The 18,997-nt window shown below is 64.2% G+C and carries 15 protein-coding genes; 1 reads left to right on the top strand and 14 read right to left on the bottom strand.

The genetic code is table 11. The annotated features are described in order from the left end of the window. Positions 1-20: 20 nt before the first annotated feature. The 13 genes from BRA1417_RS0107680 to BRA1417_RS0107620 form a co-directional block, all read right to left on the bottom strand. Positions 21-1,397, bottom strand: coding sequence for a membrane protein (locus tag BRA1417_RS0107680; RefSeq protein WP_027515338.1), 1,377 nt, complete (start codon positions 1,395-1,397; stop codon positions 21-23). Positions 1,398-1,639: 242 nt separating this feature from the next. Then, complete coding sequence (locus BRA1417_RS0107675; RefSeq protein WP_027515337.1) at positions 1,640-1,915, bottom strand: DUF1488 family protein; 276 nt, start codon at positions 1,913-1,915, stop codon at positions 1,640-1,642. Between the two features lie 77 nt (positions 1,916-1,992). Next, positions 1,993-3,471, bottom strand: coding sequence for an AMP nucleosidase (locus tag BRA1417_RS0107670; protein WP_035968381.1), 1,479 nt, complete (start codon positions 3,469-3,471; stop codon positions 1,993-1,995). A 177-nt stretch (positions 3,472-3,648) separates the two neighbouring features. Next, positions 3,649-4,983: an HlyD family type I secretion periplasmic adaptor subunit gene (locus tag BRA1417_RS0107665; RefSeq protein ID WP_027515335.1), complete on the bottom strand. Its 1,335-nt coding sequence runs from the start codon at positions 4,981-4,983 to the stop codon at positions 3,649-3,651. Then, entirely contained in the window at positions 4,980-6,725 is a 1,746-nt protein-coding gene (locus BRA1417_RS0107660; protein WP_027515334.1) for a type I secretion system permease/ATPase, read from the bottom strand. The genes BRA1417_RS0107665 and BRA1417_RS0107660 overlap by 4 nt, the downstream gene beginning before the upstream one ends. 260 nt (positions 6,726-6,985) lie before the next feature. Next, positions 6,986-7,255: a GlsB/YeaQ/YmgE family stress response membrane protein gene (locus BRA1417_RS0107655; protein ID WP_027515333.1), complete on the bottom strand. Its 270-nt coding sequence runs from the start codon at positions 7,253-7,255 to the stop codon at positions 6,986-6,988. A gap of 96 nt (positions 7,256-7,351) precedes the next feature. Beyond that, positions 7,352-8,329: an ABC transporter ATP-binding protein gene (locus tag BRA1417_RS0107650; protein ID WP_027515332.1), complete on the bottom strand. Its 978-nt coding sequence runs from the start codon at positions 8,327-8,329 to the stop codon at positions 7,352-7,354. Further along, positions 8,326-9,741 carry an Asp-tRNA(Asn)/Glu-tRNA(Gln) amidotransferase GatCAB subunit A gene (locus BRA1417_RS0107645; protein WP_027515331.1) on the bottom strand — a complete coding sequence of 472 codons (1,416 nt, stop codon included), beginning with the start codon at positions 9,739-9,741 and terminating at the stop codon, positions 8,326-8,328. The genes BRA1417_RS0107650 and BRA1417_RS0107645 overlap by 4 nt, the downstream gene beginning before the upstream one ends. Next, a complete protein-coding gene (locus tag BRA1417_RS0107640; protein ID WP_027515330.1) occupies positions 9,738-9,935 on the bottom strand; it encodes a hypothetical protein in 198 nt (65 codons plus the stop codon). The genes BRA1417_RS0107645 and BRA1417_RS0107640 overlap by 4 nt, the downstream gene beginning before the upstream one ends. Further along, on the bottom strand, positions 9,932-10,993 hold the full coding sequence (locus BRA1417_RS0107635; protein WP_027515329.1) for an ABC transporter ATP-binding protein: 1,062 nt from the start codon (positions 10,991-10,993) through the stop codon (positions 9,932-9,934). The genes BRA1417_RS0107640 and BRA1417_RS0107635 overlap by 4 nt, the downstream gene beginning before the upstream one ends. A 2-nt stretch (positions 10,994-10,995) precedes the next feature. Next, positions 10,996-11,898 (bottom strand): ABC transporter permease, encoded by a 903-nt coding sequence (locus BRA1417_RS0107630; protein WP_027515328.1) that lies wholly within the window; start codon positions 11,896-11,898, stop codon positions 10,996-10,998. 2 nt (positions 11,899-11,900) lie between these two features. Further along, positions 11,901-12,854, bottom strand: coding sequence for an ABC transporter permease (locus BRA1417_RS0107625; protein WP_027515327.1), 954 nt, complete (start codon positions 12,852-12,854; stop codon positions 11,901-11,903). 195 nt (positions 12,855-13,049) lie between these two features. Continuing rightward, a complete protein-coding gene (locus BRA1417_RS0107620) occupies positions 13,050-14,708 on the bottom strand; it encodes an ABC transporter substrate-binding protein (protein ID WP_027515326.1) in 1,659 nt (552 codons plus the stop codon). A 211-nt stretch (positions 14,709-14,919) separates the two neighbouring features. On the opposite strand from BRA1417_RS0107620, the gene BRA1417_RS0107615 reads away from it, so the two are divergent. Beyond that, positions 14,920-16,515 carry an ABC transporter substrate-binding protein gene (locus BRA1417_RS0107615; protein WP_027515325.1) on the top strand — a complete coding sequence of 532 codons (1,596 nt, stop codon included), beginning with the start codon at positions 14,920-14,922 and terminating at the stop codon, positions 16,513-16,515. A gap of 199 nt (positions 16,516-16,714) precedes the next feature. On the opposite strand, the gene BRA1417_RS0107610 is transcribed toward BRA1417_RS0107615, so the two are convergent. After that, a complete protein-coding gene (locus tag BRA1417_RS0107610; protein WP_027515324.1) occupies positions 16,715-18,946 on the bottom strand; it encodes a CHASE2 domain-containing protein in 2,232 nt (743 codons plus the stop codon). Positions 18,947-18,997: the final 51 nt, after the last annotated feature.

Raw genomic sequence — 18,997 nt, 5'->3', positions numbered from 1 at the left:
AGCTGGATGAGGCGGGACGCTCAGGATTGAGGCAACTGGTCCGGACCGGCTAGGTCGCAACGCGACTCTTTCAGGAGCAGCAGCGCCGCAGCTGTGACGAGACCGGTAGTGAGCAGGTACACGGGCGATATGTTCAAACCGGGCCCCTCGAAGACCAGATAGGCGAACAGTCCCGCGGTCGACACGATGAAGCCGAGCCAGGCAAGGCTCGGAAAACGAAATCCACGTTCGCCGCGCCAAAGATCAAGCACGAGGTAGTACACGAGAATGGTGTTGCAGAGTGCCGCCGGCAGCACGCCCAGGACAATTTCGCTTTCAAACGCCAGATAGGATAATACGCCGTTGACCTGGGCAATCACGGCGAAGGGCGCATAGCGCGGATTGAGGCAGGCCAGGGCGATGGACGCAACCTCGAATGCGTAGAAGTACCGCTCGTGCATCTTCGGGAGCAGATACGGCATGAGCATCAGCGATACACATGCGGCCAGCAGAATAAACTCCGGCCCCATCCGTCGAGAGCGCGCGATGAAAATCGACAACACGAGCCCGCTCGCCGCCGCGAGCACCATGCCGACGGCGACTCCGACTGCGTACGGCATTCCGCCAGCCAGCACCCAGATATTCGCCGCGTTCATGGTGAGGCGATTGAAGGTGTGAGCCTGGTCCAAATAGACCGCGAACACGGAAGCCCAGGATCTGCCGGCGACGAGAACCGGAATGGCGAGCGCCACATAGATTCCGGGAACGGTGGCGAGCCATGCCGGGTGGATCCTGCGGCGCAGAATCATGCCGAGCACGAACGGTCCCAGGAACACGCCCTGAGCCTTCACCGAAAAGGCCATCGCAAATGACGCAATGCCGTTTCGGTCCCGCATGAACAGCGCGACGGAAACCAGCGTGAAGAAGGTCCAGATCGAATCACTCTCCGCCCACATTGCACCGTTGAAGATCACCGTCGGTGCAAGCCAGACAGCGCAGAAGGCCAGGGAGGCCCGCAATGGCAGCCTTGTCGCTCTCCAGACGATCTGGGCCACGGCGATCGCGCAGCCCAACTCGAAGACTACCGAGATCGCTTTCACGAGGGAAAGTGGATCGCCCAGCCAATCAAATCGGGCGGCAATCAGCAGGAGGTAGCTGTAGAGCGGCGTGTAGTTGGTAAAGGCTTCGGCCAGCCCGGCGACTCCGTGATCGCGCGCAAAGACATACCAGGGGATCAGATGTTGAATGGCGTCGTCGGTCGCGTGCTTCCGGGCGACGTAGCGGAGCGCAAGGCCCAAAAGCCCGCATCCGATCGCTATCGCAATTGCGAGCCGCCAATTCTTTGGCAGCGTCCTGTCCGGGTTGACGTCATGATCGCGCCCGCGGATCGCGTTGCTTCCAACAATCACTTTTGTCACGCGAGCACTCGTGAGGCTCCATTTTCGTGACCTAATCTCTACGGACCATCAATTCACAGTTGCATAACGTCTGGTTTCGCAGGCCTTAAGATTGCGGCGAAACGATTGCTTGGTTAGCGAATGCTTTAGAGGAATTGACGCTGGATCGAAATGGCTGCCAGCAGGAAGCTAAGCCGGCAAAGAGCAGATCTTGACCAACCGATGAACTGCCCCGGAGCATGATTGCGGGGGCTGGAGCGGATCTACCGCTGCAAATGTCGCGTAAAGATCCGCACCACATGACCCCTGACCCGCGGCGCCTCGTCGTAGAGGTCTGAGGCGAGCCGCTCGATGGTCTCGCGCAGCGACAGGAACTGGGCCTGCCGCGCGCTGCTCTCGGTGCCCTGCATGCCGGCAAGCTCGTCCATCGCGGCGTCGCTGATCTGGCACTGCACGACCTCGCCGTCGTTCAGCATGGTGAAGCGAAAGGCGAGCCGTTCGAGATCATGGCCAATGACCCTGTCGCGCATGAGTGGCATCAAGTCGTCCCGGTCGACCCCCGCGCCGAAAATGCCGAAAACCCCGCTGCTTGTCAGCAGCAAAGGCAATGCTTCGCCTACTGGAACGCAACTTCGGCGAAACTGCGGAGCTTTCGCGAATGCAGCCGCTCGGATTCCTGCTGCTTGAGCCGTTCCAACGCCTTCAAACCGATCTCGAGATGCTGGCCGACGCGGCGGCGGTAGAATTCGCTGGCCATGCCTGCGAGCTTGATCTCGCCGTGCAGAGGCTTGTCGGAGACGCACAGCAGCGTGCCGTAGGGGACGCGAAAGCGGTAGCCGTTGGCGGCAATCGCGGCTGATTCCATGTCGAGCGCAACCGCGCGCGATTGCGACAAGCGGCGAATGACATCGGGCCCGCTGATTTCCCAATTGCGGTTGTCGACGCTGGCGACGGTGCCGGTACGCATCAGGCGCTTGAGCTCGAAACCTTCGAGCCCGGTGACGTCCTCGACGGCCTCTTCGAGCGCCACCTGCATCTCCGCGAGCGCCGGGATCGGCACCCACAGCGGCAATTCACGATCGAGCACATGGTCCTCGCGCACATAGCCATGGGCGAGCACGTAGTCGCCGAGCCGCTGCGTGTTGCGCAGGCCCGCGCAATGGCCGAGCATCAGCCAGGCATGGGGCCGCAGCACGGCAACATGGTCAGTGACGTTGCGCGCGTTGGACGGACCGGTGCCGATGTTGATCAGGGTGATGCCGCGATAACCGGGCGCGACCAGATGGAAGGCCGGCATCTGCGGCGCACGCGGGGGCGCAACGCCCGTCGTCGCGCCACCGCTGCGCGTGATCACATTGCCTGGAGCGACGAAGGCATCGAGGTCGGCCTCGCCAGCCTGAAGCCGCTGCTGGCAGAGTTGCGCGAAGGCGTCGACGTAGAACTGATAGTTGGTGAAGATCACGAAGTTCTGGAAATATTCGGGGTCCGTGCCTGTGTAATGGTAGAGCCGGCGCAGCGAGTAGTCGACGCGGGCCGCCCGAAACAGGGACAGCGGCTCGGGCGCGCCGGGCTGGAGCTCGAAAGTGCCGTCCGCGATGGCATCGTCCATGGTGGCCAGATCAGGCACGTCGAACGCATCGCGCAGCGACCGCGTCACGGGCGAATTTTCGCTGGTGGTGATCGCGGCTTCGATGTTGATGTCGCGGCGGTAGGCGAAGTGAACGGGGATCGGTTCGCTGGACTCGCCGATTTCGACCGGGACGCCGTGGTTCTGGATCAACAGCCCGATCTGCTCGGTGAGATAGGTCCGGAACAGGTCCGGACGCGTGACGCTGGTTTCGTGCACACCGGGCCGGGCGACGAAGCCGTAGGCGAGACGCGAATCCAGCCGCGCATGCGTCCCGGTGGTGACACGGACAAAGGGATAGAAGGCCCGCACCCGCGTCGTGATTGCCTCGCCGTTGACGTAAGCTTCGAACCGGTCGCGCAGGAACTTCGTGTTGCGCTCGTAGATCTCTTCGAGGCGGGCGACGGCGAGGCCAGCGTCGGAAAAGGATTCGGTGGCGACGGAGGGTGGAGATTGGATGGATTGCATTGTTCGACGCCGGGTTGCTGGGGCTGAATCGAACTATAGCAAGAAAACTAAAGCAAGAAAGAAGCCGCCCGTCATTGCGAGCGTAGCGAAGCAATCCAGAAATCTCATCGCGGAGGCAACCTGGATTGCGTCGCTACGCTCGCAATGACGAAAGGAGGCGATGACGCGCTCTGCGCGTCACTTCTCCCGGAACGCGCGCATGAACTGGTCGTGCAGCGGCTTCATGAGATAGGACAGCATGGTGCGGTCGCCGGTCTGGACGAAGGCTTCCGCCGGCATGCCGGGGATCAGCCTGGAGTCACCGAGCTTGGCGACCTCTTCTGCGGACAGCGAGACGCGGATGGTGTAGTAGCTCTGGCCGGTGCGCTGATCGGTGGTGACGTCAGGCGAGACGCGGCTGACGACGCCGTTGAGCTCGGGCGTGGTGCGCTGGTTGAAGGCGGAGAGGCGCAGCAGCGTCTTCTGACCGATCTGCAGCTTGTCGATATCGACCGGATTGACCTTGGCCTCGACCTGGAGATCGTCGGCCTGCGGCACGATCAGCATGAGGGCGTCGCCGGCGGTGATGACGCCGCCAACGGTATGCACAGTCGATTGCAGCACCATGCCGTCCTGCGGCGCGCGGATATCGACGCGGCGAAGCTGGTCCTCGGCGGCGACCTTGCGCTCGATCATTTCGCCGATCTTGTCGTTGGTCTCGCGCAGATCCTTCGAGACCTCGCTGACCATGTCCTTGTCGACCTGGATGATCTGGAGCTCGGTCTCGGTGATCTTGCCCTTGGCCTGCGCGCGCGAGGCGATGTATTGCGCGCGCTCGCCGTTGAGGCGGGCGCTATCGCGTTCGAGCGTGGTCAGGCGGGAGATCTGCACCAGGTGCTTGTCATAGAGATCGCGGACACCGACGAGCTCCTGCTGCACCAGCGAGATCTCCCTGTCCTTGGCCCGCTCCTGCGCGGAGAGGCCCTCGATCTCCTCGTTGAGCTGCTGGATGCGCTCGCGCAGCTGCGCCTTCTGGCCGGCGCGTCCGTTGACGCGAACGTCGAACAGCTTGGTTTCGGCGGAGAGCAGCGCCTTGACGTCGGGATCGTTGCCGCGATCGAGCAGCGCTTGCGGGTAGTCGATCCTGTCGATCCCGCGCTGCTCGGCCTGGAGCCGCGCGGCACGCGCTTGCGCCGCGTCGAGATTCTTGGTGACGATGGCGAGGTTGGCCTTGGTGACGGTGTCGTCGAGCCGCACCACGATGTCGCCGGCCTTGACCACGTCGCCGTCGCGAGCACGCACCTCGCCGACGACGCCGCCGGTCGGATGCTGAACCTTCTTGACGTTGGATTCGACCACGATCTGACCCGGCGCGATCAGCGCGCCCGAGATCTGCACGGTCGACCCCCAGCCGCCGAGGCCGACCAGGAGGACCAGCACGATTCCAAGCCCGAGCTTGAGGTGGAACCGGATCGACTGCCGTACGGTCTTCTTCGCGGCGGGCTTCGCGCCGCCGAGCGCCATCGTGCTCATGCCTTGGCTCCGCCTTCGCTGACGATCTTGATCGGCGCCGGCGGCGTCACGCGCGGCTGGAGCACCTGGGCGAGCACCTGTTCCTTCGGCCCGAAGGCCTGCATGCGGCCATCGCGCAGCACCAGGATCTGATCGACCGCTTCCACGCCGATCGGGCGATGTGCCACCACGACGACGATGGCGCCGCGCTCGCGCGCCGCGCGGATGGCGCGGGTCAGCGCTTCGTCGCCTTCGGTGTCGAGATTGGAATTGGGTTCGTCGAGCACGATCAGGAACGGATTGCCATAGAGCGCGCGCGCCAGCGCCACGCGCTGCGCCTGGCCTGCGGAGAGCGCCGTGCCCTGCTCGCCGACCTGGGTATTGTAGCCCTCGCGCATCTTGATGATCATCTCGTGCACGCCGGCTTCCTTGGCGGCGGCGATGATGCCGTCAGACGTGGCCTCGGGATCGAAGCGGCTGATGTTCTGCGCGATGGTGCCGCCGAACAATTCGACGTCCTGCGGCAGATAGCCGATATGGCGGCCAAGCATGTCCGACGACCATTGGTCGAGCGCCGCGCCGTCGAGCCGCACCTTGCCGCGGACCGGCTGCCAGACGCCGACCAGCGCGCGGATCAGCGACGACTTGCCGGAGCCGCTCGGTCCGATCACGCCGAGGCCATTGCCGGCTTCGAGCGCGAAGGTGATGTCCTGCACGATGAGGCGCTGGTCGCCCGGCGGCACCATGGCGACGCTTTCGACCGAGAGGCGGCTGGTGGGCGCCTGCAACTGGGTCGGCATCGTCTGCGCCGGCATCTGCTCGAGAAGGCGGGTCAGGCGGTGCCAGCTCTGGCGTGCCGCGACAAAGGATTTCCAGTGCGCGATCGCGAGGTCGACCGGCGCGAGCGCTCGCGCCGAGAGGATCGAACCGGCGATGATGATGCCGGCGGTCGCCTCCTGATGGATGACGAGATAGGCGCCGACCGCGAGCACGGCCGATTGCAACATCATGCGCAGCACTTTTGCGACCGCGCCGAGACCGCCGGCGACGTCGCTCGCACGCTGGTTGCCGTCGAGATATTTTTCGTTGGCCTCGCTCCAGCGCGCGTTCATCCGGCCGGCCATGCCCATCGACACCATGACTTCGGCATTGCGGCGGCTGGCCTGGGCGAGATCGTTGCGCTGGGCGGCAAGGCCCATCGCGTCCTTCGCCGGCTGGCGCGACATGAACTCGGTGACCAGCGTCAACCCGACCAGGATGACGGCGCCGACCAGCGCGGTGACGCCGATCATGACGTGGAAGGCGAAGCAGATGGCGAGATAGAGCGGCAGCCAAGGCAGGTCGAAGAACGCGCTCGGTCCCATGCCGCCGAGGAAGGAGCGGACATTGTCGAGATCGCGCAGCGGCTGAAGCCCCTCGTTGCGGCTGCCGACCAGCAGCGGCAGGCGCACGATGGTGTCGAACACCCGCTTGTTCAAGGCTTCGTCCAGCGCGGTGCCGACCCGGCCCAGGATCCGGTTCCGGATCATGTCCAGCACGCCCTGCGCCATGTAGAGGAAACTGGCGAGGACGATCAGGCCGACCAGGGTCGGAATGCTGCGGCTCGGCAGCACCCGGTCATAGACCTCCAGCATGAAGATCGATCCGGTCAGATAGAGCAGGTTGATCATGCAGCTCATCAAGCCGACGCCGACAAACGCCGTGCGACAGGCGCGCAGCGCATCACCGAGCTCTGAGCGGCGGACGCCGGGAACGGCTGCCATCAGTCTGATCTCTTTCGGGTAGGGGCCAAAGTCCCTGATTTCAAAGGCAAATTCAGGAGTAATTGACCCGGATTAACATCGCGTTTGCGCTCATCGCCCAACGCAGTCGAATACCCGGGACCCCTATGGCCCACATCACCCCCGACCGGCCCTGCACGCAAGTCCGGAATCTCACGAACTTGCGGCTTTTTCTTGCAGACATGTCACCTCTCCCCGGGCGGGGAGAGGTCAAAAGTTCGGTCAATTGAACTCGGGCGCCATTAGAACCGGCCGCCGCCGCGGACCAGCCGCACCACCAGCAGCAGGATGACCGCGCCGATCGCGGAATAGATGATCTCCGATATCATCCCGGTGCCGATGTGAATGCCAAGCTTCGGAAACAGGAAGCTTGCCACCAGCGCGCCGGCGATGCCGACCACGATGTCGCCGATGATGCCGAATCCGGTTCCGCGCACCACCTTGCCGGCCAGCCAACCCGCCACCAGGCCGACGAACAGGATGACAAGCAGGCCTTCATTGGAAATGTACATAAGTGAGGTCCCTCTCCGTGAATGGTTCCATGGAAGCGGAACCGGGATGAACGAGGTGTGAATGCTGTTCCCCGGTTTCCGGTCGCGGTCCAAATATCAGGACAGTGCGGTGACCGGCTCCGCCAGGACGCATCGTGCCGCCCGGCCCGGCCCGACCTCCACGCTCCCTGGCAGTTGCTCCAGGCAGCGCGGCTGGGCAGCGGCGCAGCGGGGCGCAAAGGAGCAGTTGTGCGGCCTCTCGCCCAGCGAGGGCGGGGTGCCGGGGATGGTCTCGAGCCGCTGTCCCCGCTTGGCGCCGTGGACGGTCGAGGCGAGCAGGCCCTTGGCGTAGGGATGCACCGGCGCGCGGACGATGTCGCGAAGCGTGCCCTGCTCCACGATCTGGCCGGCATACATAACCGCGACCCGGTCGCAGATCTCGACGGCGACGCCGATGTCGTGGGTGACAAAGATGACGGACATGCCGAACTCACGCTGCAGCTCGCGCAGCAGCAGCAGGATCTGGATCTGCACGGTGGCATCAAGCGCGGTGGTCGGTTCGTCCGCGAGCAATATCTTCGGACGACACGCGAGCGCCAGCGCGATCATCGCGCGCTGACGCATGCCGCCGGACATCTCGTGCGGATAGGCATCGAGCCGGCGTTTTGCGGAAGGAATGCGCACGACATCGAGCATTTCGAGTGCGCGCGCCCTGCCCTCCGCATAAGACTTGCCTTCGTGGCGCACGACGCTTTCGGCGATCTGCGCGCCGATGGTGTAGACCGGATCCAGCGCGAGCGCCGGCTCCTGAAAGATCATCGACACGGTCTGGCCGCGGAACGACGACAGCTGCTCGTCGTTCATGGCGAGCACGTCGCGGCCCATGACGTTGACCTTGCCCGTGATCTGCGTGCGCTTCTTCGGCAACAGCCGCATCAGTGCACGCAAAGTCACGCTCTTGCCCGAACCGGACTCTCCGAGCAGGCCCAGCACCTCGCCGTCGCCGAGCGAGAGGCTGAGATCGTTCGCGGCATAGACCGTGCGCTCGCCGGTGAAGCGGATGTTGAGGCCTGAGATCTCTACGAGCTTTGTCATGACGGAAGTTTCGGCAGCCTGTCGTGGTAGTCGGTGGCGCGCTGGAATGCGGCGCCGATTGTGAGCAGCGTCGCTTCATCGAACGAGCGGCCGATCAGCTGCATGCCGATCGGAAGACCATTTTTGGTGAAGCCCGAGGGCACGGTGAGCGACGGCAGGCCGAGGTAATTCACCGGACGGGTGAACAGCGTCAGCCGCTGCAACAGCGCCGGCGCATTCGGCCCGCCGCCGACGTCGCTCTCCTCGATCGTCGGCGCCGGCACCGGCGACGCCGGCGCGATGATCGCATCGACACCTGATGTCGCAGCGTTGTGCGCAGCGAGCGCCGGTCCGCGCCAGCGCATGGCCTCGAGATAGGTGATGGCGGGGACCGCGAGCCCGTTCTGAAGCCGCATCAACACCTGCGGACCATAATCCTGCGGCCGCTCGATCATCCAGCGCTTGTGGAAGGCGGCGGCTTCGGCTGCAAGCACGAGCTGGCTTGCCGAGGACAATTGCCGCTGGTCGGGCAGCTCGACCGTGACGATGTCGGCGCCCTCGCGCTTGAGCACCGCGATGGTTTCGTCCAGCACGCGCGCGACCTCGCCGTCGAGATCATCGACATAGAAGGACGAGGGGACGCCGACCTTGAGGCCCTTCAGCGAGCCCTTGGTCGCGCCGACATAGTCAGACAGCGGCTCATGACTGCAGGTCGAATCCTCGGGATCGGGGCCGGCCATCAGCGCCAGCAGCAGCGCGCAATCCTCGGCGGTGCGGGCGAGCGGGCCGACCGTGTCGAGCGACTGCGACAGCGGCATCGCACCGGCGCGGCTGACCCGGCCGACCGTGGTCTTCAATCCCGTCACGCCGCAGAAATGCGCGGGCATGCGGATCGAGCCGCCGGTGTCGGAGCCGAGCGCGGCATAGGTCAATCGCGCCGCGACCGCCGAGCCCGAGCCCGACGACGAGCCGCCGGTGATGTGCGCGACGTTCCAGGGATTGCGAACCGGACCATAATGGGCGTTATGGCCGGTCGGGCCATAGGCGAACTCGGCCAGATGCAACGTGCCGAGGCGAACCTGGCCGGCGTCCTTCAGCCGCTGCAAGGCGGTGGAGGTGACGGTCGGAACGAAATCGCGGCGGATCAGCGAGCCGCAGGTCGCGACGTGACCTGCGTCGTAATACATGTCCTTGTGCGCGAGCGGAACGCCGTGCAACGGACCGCGGACTTCGCCCTTGGCGAGTTCGGCGTCGGCGGCTTCGGCCGCCTTCAGCGCCGCCTCTGCCTCGATCGACATGAAGGCCTTGAGGTGCGGCTGCCACTGCGCGATACGATGCAGCAGCGCGCGCGTCACCTCGTGTGAGGACACTTGCTTCATCGCAATCGCGCGCGCGACCTCGGTGAGCGTCATCAATTCCGGCTCGGTGCTCATTTCGACCCCTTCTGCGTCTGCGCGATCGGATACAGCGCGGGCTCGAGGTCGAACGGCAACGTGCCGGCAATGGCCGCAAAGCCCTCGAAGGCCGGTCCAATGGAGTTGGAGATGCGCGTCGCAATCTCGTCGTCGACGGGAACACCGGCGACCTGTGCCGTCGCCTTGATCTCTTTGGTCGTCGGTCTCGTCATGCGGTTTCCTCCTTCGGCGCGCGGCTATGGCCTGAACCCGGGATCGCCATGTAGCACGCGGCCTCGTGGCCTATTCTATCGAGCGCGGTGAGTTTTGGTGTCGCATTTGCGCAGAGCGGCTCCGCAAACGGGCAACGGGTGTGGAAGCGGCAGCCCGAGGGCGGATCGATCGGATTGGGCGGATCGCCCGTGATCGGCGGCGTCTCGGTGCGGCGGTCCGGATCGGAGGAAGGCATCGCAGCCAGCAGCGCACGCGTGTAGGGATGCGCCGGCTGGTCCCAGACCTGGTCGACCGGGCCGAGCTCGACGACCTCGCCGAGATACATCACCAGCACGCGATCGCTGATGTAGCGCACGACGTTGAGATCGTGACTGATGAAGAGATAGGTCAGGCCGAACTCGCTCTTGAGGTCGGCAAGCAAATTGAGCACCTGCGCCTCGACCGATTTGTCGAGCGCGGAGACCGCTTCGTCCAGAATCACCAGCCGCGGCGACAGGGCCAGCGCACGCGCGATGTTGACGCGCTGGCGCTGACCGCCGGAGATCTCGTGGGGGTAGCGATTGGCGAAATTTGCAGGGACAAGGCCCACCTTCCCGAGCAGCTCGCGCGCCAGCGCGCGCGCGGCGCCGTCCGCCATACCGTGCACCTTCGGGCCGAATGCGATCGAGTCCTCGATGGTCAGCCGCGGGTTGAGCGAGGCGTAGGAATCCTGGAACACCATCTGCATGCCGCGGCGCAGCTCGCGCAAGGAGAGCGACTGGCCGACGCTCATGCCGTCATAGATGATGTCGCCGGTGTCGCGCGGCATCAGATGCATGAGCAGCCGCGCGGTAGTTGATTTTCCGCAGCCGGATTCGCCGACGATGCCGACGGTCTCGCCCTTTGCGACGGTGAACGAGACATTATCAACCGCACGCACGGTACGCTTTGCGGCAAACAAGCCGCCACGAACCGGGAAATGCTTGGTCAGGCCGTTGACCTGGAGCAGCGGCTGGGCGACGCCGCCGCGGTCCTCGACCGGGTCCAGCATCGCGACGGAGACGTTGGTTTCGCTCATGGCTAGTTCCTGATGTCCATGGCGCTGCGCAGGCCGTCCGAGAGCAGGTTGAAGCAGATCGAGACCGCGAAGATCATCGCGCCGGGGAGCGCGGCGACCCAGGGGTTGACATAGATCGCGGTGCGCAAGGTGTTCAGCATCAGGCCCCATTCCGGCTCAGGCGGCTTGGTGCCGAGGCCAAGGAAGGACAGGCCCGCCGCGAGGATCATCGAAACCGAGATCAGGCTGGTGGCATAGACGAAGATCGAACCCAGCACATTGCCTAGGATATGCACGCGCATGATGGTGAACGGTCCCGCGCCCGAGGCGCGTGCGGCATCGACGAAGTCCATGTTACGCACGCCGGTCGTGACGCTTTCAGCGACGCGGGTGATCTGCGGCACGAACACGACGGTCAACGACACGATGGAATTGAGGATGCCCGCGCCCAGCGCGCCCGAGATCGCGATTGCCAGCAGCACAGACGGAAAGGCATAGAAAACGTCGATCGTGCGCATGATCGCGGTGTTGAGCTTGCCGCCGACATAGCCGGCAACGAGGCCGAGCGACGTGCCGATGCAGAAGGCGAGGATCACAGGCAAGATGCCGATGAGAAGCGACAGCCGACCGCCATAGATCAGCCGCGCCAGCATATCGCGACCGAGCTCGTCGGTGCCGAGCGGGTAGCCGACTGTGCCGATGTGCCGGAGGCGCCGGATCATCGAGCCCTTGTAGGGATCCTCCAGACCCAACCACGGCGCAACGATCGCGGACAGGAAGATCAGCAGCAGCACCAGCGCGCAGACCATGCTGACCTTGTCGCGCCGGATGCGGCGGGCGACGGTCGCCCAATAGCCGCGCGCCTTGGTCGCGGGCGCGGACTGAAGTGCCGCATCGCTGGTGACGGACAACGGAAGCTCGCTCATCGCTAGCCCCGCTTGATGCGCGGGTCGATCGCGGCTTGCGCGATGTCGACCAGCAGATTGAGGAAGACGAAGAACAGCGCCAGGATCAGGATCGTGCCCTGGAGCAGCGGCAGATCGCGCTGGAAGATCGCCGAATTGAGCAGGAAGCCCGATCCCGGCCAGGAGAACACGGTCTCGATCAAGATCGAGCCGCCGAGCATGTAACCGAGCTGAAGTCCCATCACCGCGAGCGCGGTGGGCGCGGCGTTCTTGATGACGTGGCGGAACACGCCGCGCTCATGCAGGCCTTTTGCACGCAGCGCCTCGACGAAGTCCTGGCTGAGAATGTCGCCGGTCAGCGCTCGCACCGTGCGGGTGACGATGCCCATCGGGATCACCGAGGTCGTGATCGCCGGCAGCACGAGATATTGCAAATGCGCCCAGTCCCAGGCCCAGGCGGCCGAGCCGCCGGGTCCGGCGCCGACGGCGGGGAGCCAGTTCAGCTGGACCGAGAAAATGATGACGAGCACCATGCCAAGCCAGTAATGCGGCACCGAAACGCCGGCGATGGCAAAGGACGTCGCCAGCTTGTCGATCCAGGTTTCGCGGAAATAGCCGGCAATCAGGCCGAGCAGGACGCCCATGGTGAAGCCGATGATGGCCGCCGCAATCGCCAGGGTGACGGTGTTGCTGACCGCACGCATGACTTCGGCGAGCACCGGGCGGCCCGTGGCGATGGAATTGCCGAGATCGCCGTGAAGCGCGCGGAGCAGCCAAAGCCCGAACTGCACCGGCAGCGGGCGGTCGAAACCGTAGGCGGTGCGGAGCTGCGCGGCGAGCTCCTGCGAGGCGTCTGCGGGGAGCACCGCGACGAGCGGATCGCCCGGCGTGATGTGCACGAGCAGAAAGCACACCAGCGCGACGCTGATGACGATCGGGATGACGTAGACGATGCGTCTGGCGATATAGGCGAGCACGTTGTTTCTTTTCTTCCCTTCTCCCCTTGTGGGAGAAGGTGGCGCGAAGCGCCGGATGAGGGGTTGTTTCCGCGGATGATACTGCGTCGGTTGAGAGGTCCGCATTCGCGGAAAGAGACCCCTCACCCGGCTTCGCTATCCGCGAAGCCACCCTCTCCCGCAAGGGGAGAGGGTGCACTGCGTATGCGGCGCGAACTATTGCATCGACACCAGCGAGAAGTCGATGAACCAGCTCTTCGGCTGCACGACGCCTGTCACCTTCGGGCTGATGGCGCGGGGGCCGACGTCGTGGGCGACGTAGAGGAAGGCTGCGTCGTCGACGGAGGCCGCGTGCAGTTCGGCGAGCGCGGCGTCACGCGCGGCGGGATCGAAGGTCTGCCGCGCCTTCTTCACCAGCTCGTCGAAATTGGGGTTGTTGATGAAACCCCAATTGTTCGAGACCGGCGGCGCCATGCCCGACTGCAGGAAGCGCACCAGTGCGAAGAACGGATCCATCGCCGCGTAGGTGACGTTGGTCGCGTTCGAGCCGTTGGCGCTGGGATCCTTGGCACCGCGGCGCCAGTTGGTGAACAGCGTATTCCATTCGATGACGTCGAGCTGCACGTCGAAATAGCATTCGGCCAGCGCCTGCTGCAGATATTCGTTCATCGGCAACGGCTGCATCTGGCCCGAGCCGGACGCCGAAGTCTGGGTCTTCACCGTCAGCTTCTTGTTCGGGCCGAAGCCGGCCTCCTGCATCAGCTTCTGCGCAGCCGCCTTGTCGTACTTGATCTCGAAGGTCGGTTTTCCGCGCCACGGATGGCCGGGCTCGAAGGTGCCGGTCGCGGGCACCATCAGCCCGGCGAGCAGGCCGTCCTTGAGGCCCTCGCGATCGACGCAGAGGTTTGCCGCCTTACGCACGCGGATGTCGTTCCATGGCGAGCCCTCGACGCGCGAGAACTGCCACGGCCAGACATGCGGCTGCTCGTTGGCGTAGAGCTTGAAACCGCGCTGCTTTAATTCGGGCAACGCGTCCGGCGCCGGTGCCTCGACCCAATCGACCTGCCCGGAGAGCAGCGCCGCGGTGCGCGCGTTCGCCTCCGGCATCGGCAACAGCACCATCTTGTCGACCTTGGGCACGCGGTCCTTGTTCCAGTAGCCCGCATTCTTGACCAGCTCGAGCCGCTCGCGCGGGGTGAACGCGGCCATCTTCCACGGGCCGGTGCCCGCGGCGTCCTTGGCAAACGCGGTCCACGCGGCCTGCGACTTCGCCTTGGCGTCAGCGCCTTCCGCCTTGTCGTAGAAGGCCTGCCACTTCGCCGGGCTCGCCATGAAGAGATTGGTGAGGTTGATCGGCAGGAAGCTGTCGGGCTCCTTGGTGGTGAGCTCGACCGTCATGTCGTCGATCTTCTTCGCCGACGCCAGCGTCGGCATGCGCGAGGCCGTGACGCCGACCTGGCTGGCGTCGAATTGCGGCGCATCCTGCTTCAGCACCTTCTCGACGTTCCACACCACGGCGTCCGCGTTGAATGGCGAGCCGTCATGGAAGGTGACGCCGGGGCGTAGCTTGAAAGTCCATTTGGTCTTGTCGGCATCGTCGACCTTCCACTCGGTGGCAAGTCCGGGGATCACCACGCTCGCCTTGTCGGCCGAGGAAAGGTCCCAGCCGGTGAGCGCGTCATACATGGTGAGGCCGGTGAAGCGGTTGCCTTCAAAACCCTGATCGGGCTGGCCCAGCGTGCGCGGAATATCGGCAGCCGTCATGGCGATGCGCAGCACGGTTTCGGCACTAGCGGCGCGCGGCCACGCAGCCGCGCTACTGAGCGCCAGCAACGCGATCAGCGCCGCGCGGGTGTTGTTCTTATTGATAAGCATTGACTCAATCCTTTTCCGGCTTCGATGACTAATTTTGATGCAATCGTATGCAATGCCTATGCCAATGGGGAAACTTATTCTGCAAATTGCCCCTGCGACGACAAGTCCTTGTGATGACGCCTCGGTGAAAGCACCTCGCTGCCTATTCTGGCATCAAGATTGCAGGTTTGGCTCCGATTGTCCTTGAAGCCTTTCCCTGGAGCTTTGGCCCATGCGTATCCGACTATCGACCTGTTTCGCCGTGCTTGCACTGGCGTTGTCCGCGATTCCCGCGGGCGCCGAGACGGTGCTGCGCTACGGCATCTCGATGGCGGACATCCCGCTGACGACCGGCCAGCCCGATCGCGGCGCCGGCGCCTATCAGTTCACGGCCTACACCATCTACGATCCGCTGGTGGCGTGGGAGATGGACGTCGCCGACCGCCCGGGAAAGCTGGTGCCGGGGCTCGCCACCGAATGGACGGTCGACGATACCGACAAGACCAAATGGCGCTTCACCTTGCGCAAGGGCGTGAAGTTTCACGACGGCAGCGAGTTCAACGCCGATGCCGTGATCTGGAATCTGGACAAGGTGCTCAACGACAAGGCGCCGCAGTTCGACAAGCGCCAGAGCGCCCAGGTCAAGACCCGCCTGCCTTCGGTCGCGAGCTATGCCAAGATCGACGACTCCACGGTGGAGATCACCACCAAGACGGTCGATTCCTTCTTTCCCTATCAGATGCTGTGGTTCCTGGTGTCGAGCCCTGCGCAATACGAAAAGCTCGGCAAGGACTGGGACAAGTTCGCGAGCCAGCCTTCGGGGACGGGCCCGTTCAAATTGACCAAACTGGTGCCGCGCGAGCTCGCCGAGCTCACCAGGAACCCGGACTACTGGAACAAGAAGCGCATTCCCAAGGTCGACAAGCTCGTGCTGGTGCCGATGCCGGAAGCGCTGACGCGTACCAATGCGCTGCTCGCCGGGCAAGTCGATCTGATCGAGACGCCGGCGCCGGACGCCGTGCCGCAGCTCAAGGCCGCCGGCATGAAGCTCGTCGACAACGTCACGCCGCATGTCTGGAATTATCATCTGAGCGTGCTGCCGGGTTCGCCCTGGATCGACATCCGCCTGCGCAAGGCGCTGAACCTCGCGATCGATCGTGAAGCCGTGGTGGGCCTGATGAACGGCCTCGCAAAACCCGCCAAGGGACAGGTCGATCCGTCGAGCCCGTGGTTCGGCAAGCCGAGCTTCGAGCTGAAATACGATGTCGCCGCGGCGAAGAAGCTGGTCGAGGAAGCGGGCTACTCCAAGGCAAAGCCGCTGAAGGCGACCTTCATCATCGCACAGGGCGGCACCGGCCAGATGCTGTCGCTGCCGATGAACGAATTTTTGCAGCAGAGCTTCGAGGAGATCGGCATCGACATTGATTTCAAGGTCGTGGAGCTCGAGACGCTCTATACGCACTGGCGCAAGGGCGCGGCCGACGAGATGAACGCCGGCATCACAGCCAACAACATCGCCTACGTCACCTCCGACCCGCTCTACGCCATCGTCCGCTTCTTCCATTCGAGCCAGATCGCGCCGGTCGGCGTCAACTGGGGTGGCTACAAGAACCCGAAGGTCGACGCGCTGATCGACGAGGCCAAGCAGACATTCGACAGCACCAAGCAGGACGAGCTGCTGGCGCAGGCGCACGCGCTGATCGTCGACGACGCCACGCTGGTGTGGGTGGTGCACGACACCAACCCGCACGCGCTGTCGCCCAAGGTCAAGCAGTTCGTCCAGGCGCAGCACTGGTTCCAGGACCTCACGACGATCGGGGCGGAGTGAGGCTCAAGGCCGGCGGCACTCAGCTTCCGCAAACACACCGTCGTCCTGGCGAAGGCCAGGACCCATAACCACCGAATTCGTTTGGCGAAGATTGGTGGTTGGCCGCTCGCCGCAACAACTTCTCCCTGGGGTAATGGATCCTGGCGTTCGCCAGGACGACAGCGAGTGTGTGGTTAGCTTCAAACCACACATTTGCCTCCTACTTCGTCAGCAGCGCATAGGCCCCGGTCCAATCCTCCGGCGGCGGATTGACCTGGAATTCCTTGATGCGCACTTCATAGAGCTTGAACAGCTTTTCCAGCGTGTCGGCATCCTCGCTCCTGCGGCCGCGTTCGATCGCGTCCAGCGCGCCCTGCCAGTCGCGGCTGCGATAGCAGGCGAGCATTTCGATGGTGACGTTGCGCAGGCGCTGGAAGGCGCCCGAAAGCATCACGTCCGCGCGGCCGGCGATGGCGTAGATCACTTCCGGCTCGGTCTTGCCCTTGACCATGATGAAGTCGAGTTCGAGGATCGCGAACTGGTCCTTGGCGGCGAGCGCGGTCCTCGAGCCGACGATGATCGGAAAGCCATATTCCTTCGATTGGCCCTCCAGGCGCGAGGCCAGGTTGACGCTGTCGCCGAGCACCGAATAGTTCTTTTTCAGGTCGGAGCCCATGTTGCCGACGACGCCGATGCCGGTGTTGAGACCGATACCGACATTGAGCGGGATGTAGACGTGGCCGCCATCAATGGCTTCCTGCTCGCGGTCCTTGTTCACCGCGTCGATCTTCTCCAGCATCTGGATCGCCGCCTCGCAGGCGTTGACCTCGTGCTCGGCATCGTCGAGCGGCGCGTTCCAGAACGCCATGATGGCGTCGCCCATATATTTGTCGATATAGCCCTTCTGATCGATGATCACGTCGGTCAGCGGGGTCAGGAAACGGTTCATCAGCGCGATCAGGCCCTGCGGATCGTGCTTGTAGGTTTCCGATATGGTGGTGAAGCCGCGCACGTCGGAGAACATGATCGTCATCTCGCGCTCCTCGCCGCCGAGGACGAGCTTTTCCGGTGACTGCGCGAGCTGCTCGACCAGCACCGGGGACATGTATTGCGCGAACATGCCGCGGATCTGCACGCGCTGCCGCTGCTCGCGCACGAAGCTGGCAAAGATCAGCGTCAGATAGATCGCGGTGGTCGAGAGCAGCGGATAAGTGAAGTCGATGAGATAGCGGTGTTGCGCATAGAAGAACCAGGACACTCCGATCAGGATTGCGGCGAAGGTCGCGCCGGCAAGCACGAGGCGAACCGGTCCGAGGTTCGGCGTGAAGATGATGACGAGCAAGCCGATGACGAGCGCTGCGAGCAGCTCGACGCCGAGCGCGTAGTTCGGCTGGGAGATCACGGCGCCGCTCAGCACGCTCTCCAGCACCTGGGCGTGGATCTCGACGCCGGGCATGGTCGAGGACACCGGCGTGGTCTTGATGTCATTGAGTCCAACCGCGGAGGTGCCTACCAGCACCAGCTTGCCGGCGATCTTGTTCGGCGCAACGGTGTTGTCGAGCACGTCGGCGGCCGAGACGTAGATCGAGGGATCCTGGCGGGCGTAATGCACCCAGAGCTGACCGTTCCTGTCGGTTGGGATCTCCACGCCCTTGAGACGCACGGCCCGCACGCCCGTCTTGTCGGTCCGGACCAGCAAGGTCGGCGTGCCCGTGACGACACGCAAAATCTCGAGGCTGAGCGAGGGCATGACCATGCCCTGGGCGCGCATGATCATCGGTACGCGCCGGATCAGGCCGTCGCGCTCGGTCTTGATCGAGAACAGGCCACGGCCGGCCGCGACCTTCTCGATCTCGGGCACGTTGCGCAACAGCCCGGGAAATTCGAACAGGAAGCGCTCAGCGCCCTCCTCGCCGACCGTTGCGACGCCGGTGAAGGGCAGCGACTTGTCGACCTCGGTCGAAATCGCCCGCTGCCCGGTCTCGCCCAGCACCACGCGCGAGCGCTTGATCGCTTCGGAGAGAATCTGGTCGTTGCTCGGCAGCTCGCGCAGCTTGGCGCGGGTGGCGTCGTCCAGATAGCGCATCTGGCTCGCGACAAGATCAGGATTGAGCCGATCAGCCTCCGAGAACACCACGTCGAAGCCTATTGCGACCGCGCCGTGACTGGTGAGGTTCTGGATCAGGTCGGCGATCCGCGTCCGTGGCCACGGCCACTGGCCGAGCTTGGCGAGGCTCTTGTCATCGATGTCGACGATGGTAACCGGCCGCGCCGTCTTGTGGCGCGGATCGAGCAACTGAAACATGTCGAAGGTGCGCAGCCGCAGTTCCTGGATCGGCGGCGGATCCCAGAGGCGAGCGCCGGCAAACAGGACCAGCAGCGCAAGGCACATCAGCCGCGCAAACCCCAGCTTCCGCGCAAACCACCGCCGCAGGATCTTGAGACGTTTCATTTCAGTAGGACTTCCTGCAAACCCGCACCGCGCCGTGCGCGCCGATCATGG

The sequence above is a fragment of the Bradyrhizobium sp. WSM1417 genome (genome assembly GCF_000515415.1).
Classification (GTDB): Bacteria; Pseudomonadota; Alphaproteobacteria; order Rhizobiales; family Xanthobacteraceae; genus Bradyrhizobium.
The sequence above is the reverse complement of the archived record's forward strand: the minus strand, read 5'-3'. Positions and strand labels throughout refer to the sequence as shown.

What these genes read in the sequence shown, in the direction of transcription:
- BRA1417_RS0107675 (WP_027515337.1), bottom strand. Translation starts at nt 1,915, where the DNA reads ATGCCACTCATGCGCGACAGGGTCATTGGCCATGATCTCGAACGGCTC.
- BRA1417_RS0107670 (WP_035968381.1), bottom strand. Translation starts at nt 3,471, where the DNA reads ATGCAATCCATCCAATCTCCACCCTCCGTCGCCACCGAATCCTTTTCC.
- BRA1417_RS0107665 (WP_027515335.1), bottom strand. Translation starts at nt 4,983, where the DNA reads ATGAGCACGATGGCGCTCGGCGGCGCGAAGCCCGCCGCGAAGAAGACC.
- BRA1417_RS0107660 (WP_027515334.1), bottom strand. Translation starts at nt 6,725, where the DNA reads ATGGCAGCCGTTCCCGGCGTCCGCCGCTCAGAGCTCGGTGATGCGCTG.
- BRA1417_RS0107655 (WP_027515333.1), bottom strand. Translation starts at nt 7,255, where the DNA reads ATGTACATTTCCAATGAAGGCCTGCTTGTCATCCTGTTCGTCGGCCTG.
- BRA1417_RS0107650 (WP_027515332.1), bottom strand. Translation starts at nt 8,329, where the DNA reads ATGACAAAGCTCGTAGAGATCTCAGGCCTCAACATCCGCTTCACCGGC.
- BRA1417_RS0107645 (WP_027515331.1), bottom strand. Translation starts at nt 9,741, where the DNA reads ATGAGCACCGAGCCGGAATTGATGACGCTCACCGAGGTCGCGCGCGCG.
- BRA1417_RS0107640 (WP_027515330.1), bottom strand. Translation starts at nt 9,935, where the DNA reads ATGACGAGACCGACGACCAAAGAGATCAAGGCGACGGCACAGGTCGCC.
- BRA1417_RS0107635 (WP_027515329.1), bottom strand. Translation starts at nt 10,993, where the DNA reads ATGAGCGAAACCAACGTCTCCGTCGCGATGCTGGACCCGGTCGAGGAC.
- BRA1417_RS0107630 (WP_027515328.1), bottom strand. Translation starts at nt 11,898, where the DNA reads ATGAGCGAGCTTCCGTTGTCCGTCACCAGCGATGCGGCACTTCAGTCC.
- BRA1417_RS0107620 (WP_027515326.1), bottom strand. Translation starts at nt 14,708, where the DNA reads ATGCTTATCAATAAGAACAACACCCGCGCGGCGCTGATCGCGTTGCTG.
- BRA1417_RS0107615 (WP_027515325.1), top strand. Translation starts at nt 14,920, where the DNA reads ATGCGTATCCGACTATCGACCTGTTTCGCCGTGCTTGCACTGGCGTTG.
- BRA1417_RS0107610 (WP_027515324.1), bottom strand. Translation starts at nt 18,946, where the DNA reads ATGAAACGTCTCAAGATCCTGCGGCGGTGGTTTGCGCGGAAGCTGGGG.